Raw genomic sequence first — 4,074 nt, forward strand, 5'->3', positions numbered from 1 at the left:
GCCTCAGACGCGCCCTTAGTATTGCGATCGTGATTGACCAAATCCGGCAACCGTTCCGCCCGCATCCCCTTGGAACTAGCCAATCCGAGACAAAATAACAGCGCGTCGAGAATATTCGATTTACCGGAACCATTCGGCCCCGATACCACGGTGAACCCTGGTAAAATCGGGACTTTGGTAGTACCACCGAAGGATTTGAAATGGGACAGTTCTACCTGTTTGATGTGTACCATAAATTCTAGCTGCATCCCTTGGCGGCACGAGTCCGCATTTTCCCAAGAGTTTATCTTAGCAGAGAATCCCTAACATGTAGCGTCTCTTGGGTTGAATCGGTTTGTGGGTTTGTGAAAGCATCGAGTAGCTATTCGGGAACACTCAACTATAGTACAACTTACATCATCGATTATGAATGCCTTTACTAAGCTTCTTTCACAGCACGTTGGGACAGCATTTGCCAGACAACTTCAATTTGGTCAATTCATTGGAGATAGAAATTTTAACGTCAATATCAAGCAAGGAGTAGTAACATTTGGCGGAGATCTTCAGTATCCGATTCAATTGCTAGGGACAGAAGCGGAGGAAGATAATTCATGGCTATGGGCTTGGGCTAATGAGGGCAGCAATTTTTCAGTTAATATATTACAATCTTGCGTTGCTTTACGTAACTTTGGCGATCGACATAATATCGAAGAGTTTACAAATCGAAGTTTTTCACTTGATGTCGCTGATGGACATTCAATAGCCCTTGCAGCATCAGGTTTAAATGATAACTGTTGTTATTATCGCGCTCCTTATTCTGGTGGTGCCTTGTTTTTTCTGGTTTTAAACGTCCCAAATGAAGTTTTCCCCTATGTTGATGCTGCTCAAGCAATCGAGGTAATTACTGACGTTATTTCCAACATAGATGTAGATCATTGGATTATGTGTGAGTCTTTTCTCAATTCACAAGGGTTTACCATCGAATTATCAGAAGAGAAAATTAACGCTATCCATAACAATGATACAATTAAAATAATGTTCGATTCTCAAAAGCGAATATCGGAGATTGGTGGTTCCCTTCAGCCACAGTTGTCAGCAACTTAATTATGTATTTGTAAAATGAAAGATATGTAGGGGCGGGTTTATGCTGTTAATCTCTGTTGTAACGATAACCTTGATGCAAACCCGCCCTCACCCACAATTAACATCCAGATCGGATTTATCATTGCGTTAGTCAAGATATATTTAGGTTGTTGGTGGGGTTGGGCAGGTTTGAATTAGGTTAATTGCAGGCTTGGATCGATCTCATAAACCTGCCCCTACGGTGATAAAGAAGCATGGGATGAGTTTGCAACTCGTCTTCGTCCTAATGCAGTAATTGTATCAGCAGATACACCTGTGGAAGAACAAGAACGCATTATTAAGGAGTTGGTAGATAGAAGTAAGTAGTGGCGTATTCGATCGTGTGGTGTCTTTTGTTTTGAGTAAGTTTGTGAATTTGGGGGACTCGATCGCTAGAAAACATTGTATAATTTATACTTGTATAAGTTACTATTTAATAGTTTCGTCATTGTTCGGGAACGATTTTTATGTGTTACTTAAAAATACATATAAACAATAGGAAATAGCGGCGATGGACAATGACAATCACAAGACACTAGCCAAGGTACTTCAGTCCGATCGATTGGCAGAATTAGAGGCGACAGGGCTGTTAGATAGCTCTGTGGAAGAGACATTCGATCGATTTACGCGACTTGCCAGCACTATCCTCAAGACCCCAGTATCGCTGGTATCATTGGTCGATCGAGAGCGGCAATTTTTCAAAAGTAGTATCGGACTTCAGGAACCGTGGGCGAGTATTCGAGAGACACCTCTGTCTCACTCCTTTTGTCAGCAGGTGGTCGAGACCTCGCAGCCATTGTGTATTGTCGATGCGCGTATCGACCCACTATTTAAAGAGCATCTCGCGACGCTCGAACTCGGTATAGTTGCCTATCTAGGGGTGCCCATCACCACCGCCAAGGGGCATACATTGGGATCTTTTTGTGCGATCGATACCAAACCGCGTGAATGGACTCCCGAAGAGCTGGCAACCCTCTCGGATCTGACTGCATTACTAATCGGTCAGGTTGAATTTCGGCTGTTGGCACAGCAGTTGCACGCAGAGTATCTAGAATTGCGAAACCTCGAACTCTTTCGCACTGAGACGGTAGAAATGCTCGTCCACGATCTGCGCGATCCGCTAGATTCATTGCTGGGTGGACTAGATCTCACCCAAAAATATGGCGGACTCAGCGAGACGCAAAATCATTACGTCGATCTGGCAAAAAATGGCGGTAAAGTGCTGCTCCAGATGATTAATGGCATTCTCGATACTCGCACCGACCAAAGTCAGCTCATGGAGTTAACTAAAATCGAGGTCGATCCAGAGCGAATTATAGCGGATGCTTGCAAGCAGATGTTACCGCTGGCGAAAAAAGCTGAAGTGTCGCTGAAGTGGTATACACAGGGCGAGTTATCTTGTATGGCTGATGCTGACAAGTTGCGGCGAGTCATCGTCAATTTAGTCGGCAACGCGATTCAACATACCCCGCGCGGGGGGGAAGTCTCGGTCTTCGCACACCCCGATCTGGGTGATACTTTACTATTTTCAGTATCAGATACCGGAGATGGCATTCCCAAGGCAGCTTTCTGCCAAATATTCGTTCGCGGAGCGTCTCCACTGGAGAATCGAGTCAAGACTAATTTGCCTAAAGCTACATCGACCGGATTGGGTTTACCCTTTTCCCAAATGGCGATTTCCGCACATGGTGGCAGAATTTGGGTGGAGAGCGAGATCGGACAAGGCACTACTTTCTATTTTACAATTCCCTTGCTTTAGCATCTTTTTAAGTGCAAAATCTAGCCAATATTAATGCTTTATTTCTTTCTGGCGATCGTCAGTCCGTCGCCGATGGGAATTAAACTTATCTGAACGCGATCGTCGTGATAGATTTGCTGATTGAGCTGTTTGATTGCCTGCGTGCGCTTGTCTTCGTTCATTGCTGGATCGGCAACTCGACCGTACCACAGCACATTATCGACTAAAATTAATCCACCCTGACGGACTAACTGAAGACATCGATCGTAATAAGCGGCATAATTATTTTTATCGGCATCGATAAAGGCAAAGTCAACGGTACCAGCTTCGCCATTTGCTAGGAGTCGATCGAGGGTTTCTAATGCTGGAGCGATGTGGAGATCGATTTTGTCGTTTACCCCGGCTTGCTGCCAATATTTAATGCCGATCGCCGTGAATTCATCGCTAACATCGCAGGCAATTATCCGACCGTCTGCTGGTAAATTTAATGCTACTACTAAAGTAGAATAACCTGTAAACACACCAATTTCTAGGCACTTTTTCGCGCCGATTAATTGGACTAATAATCCCATCAATTGCCCTTGCTCTGGCGATATTTGCATGTTTGCCAGGGGATGTTTTGCGGTTGCCGATCGCAGTTGAGTTAATATTTCTGGTTCGCGGACGGAATTGGTAAGTAGATAATTATAAAGCTTGTCGCTTAAACCAATCGATTGGTTGGACATATTAGGTATTTAGTGGTGATGTTTTTGGTGTAATTAGGGTGTTATCTGGCGATGTTGGTGGTGCTTTTAGGAGTTTCTCTATTTCTGGATCGTAAATTGCTAACGTCCAATTTTGCGCTCGATCGATCTGGGTAATATCTAAATTTTTAGTCTTGCGTAAATCGGTTTTATTGAGATTGGCACCTTCGAGATTTATGCCCGCTAAATCTGCACCACTAAGATCGGCTTTAGTGAGATTGGCTTTACTAAGCGTAGCACCTCGGAGATTGGCACCGATTAAAACCGCACCGCTAAGATTGGTATTACCCAAGCTAGGATTAGTTAAAATCGAGCCATCGAGTATCGCATCGCTGAGATCGGCTTTATTTAAATTAGCTCGATCTAAGTTGGCTGCACTGAGGTTTGTATTACTCAAATCTAGATACTGACTGTCAGTTTCGAGTTCGATTTTGCGCCGCGCAATCACGGTGAGTGCGGCTTATGCATCAGTCCGAATTGCTGATAAATTAG

Annotated in this window: 5 protein-coding genes; 2 read left to right on the forward strand and 3 right to left on the reverse strand. The window is 44.2% G+C overall.

The features are described from left to right. Positions 1-233 (reverse strand): AAA family ATPase (locus tag Q0R35_RS08135; RefSeq protein WP_295615903.1); only part of this gene is annotated, 233 nt, incomplete at its 3' end. A gap of 172 nt (positions 234-405) precedes the next feature. Here Q0R35_RS08135 and Q0R35_RS08140 point away from each other — a divergent pair. Both Q0R35_RS08140 and Q0R35_RS08145 read left to right on the forward strand, forming a co-directional pair. After that, positions 406-1,083, forward strand: a complete 678-nt coding sequence (locus Q0R35_RS08140) for a DUF6882 domain-containing protein (RefSeq protein ID WP_295615892.1) — start codon at positions 406-408, stop codon at positions 1,081-1,083. A 529-nt stretch (positions 1,084-1,612) separates the two neighbouring features. Beyond that, positions 1,613-2,860: a GAF domain-containing sensor histidine kinase gene (locus tag Q0R35_RS08145; RefSeq protein WP_295615895.1), complete on the forward strand. Its 1,248-nt coding sequence runs from the start codon at positions 1,613-1,615 to the stop codon at positions 2,858-2,860. Between the two features lie 38 nt (positions 2,861-2,898). On the opposite strand, the gene Q0R35_RS08150 is transcribed toward Q0R35_RS08145, so the two are convergent. Together Q0R35_RS08150 and Q0R35_RS08155 are read right to left on the reverse strand one after the other, a co-directional pair. Beyond that, entirely contained in the window at positions 2,899-3,564 is a 666-nt protein-coding gene (locus Q0R35_RS08150) for a class I SAM-dependent methyltransferase (protein ID WP_295615897.1), read from the reverse strand. Position 3,565: 1 nt separating this feature from the next. Further along, positions 3,566-4,030 (reverse strand): pentapeptide repeat-containing protein, encoded by a 465-nt coding sequence (locus Q0R35_RS08155; protein ID WP_295615900.1) that lies wholly within the window; start codon positions 4,028-4,030, stop codon positions 3,566-3,568. Positions 4,031-4,074 lie beyond the last annotated feature (44 nt).

Origin of the sequence: Chamaesiphon sp. GL140_3_metabinner_50, assembly GCF_025361915.1 — a bacterium.
Taxonomy (GTDB): Bacteria; Cyanobacteriota; Cyanobacteriia; order Cyanobacteriales; family Chamaesiphonaceae; genus Chamaesiphon.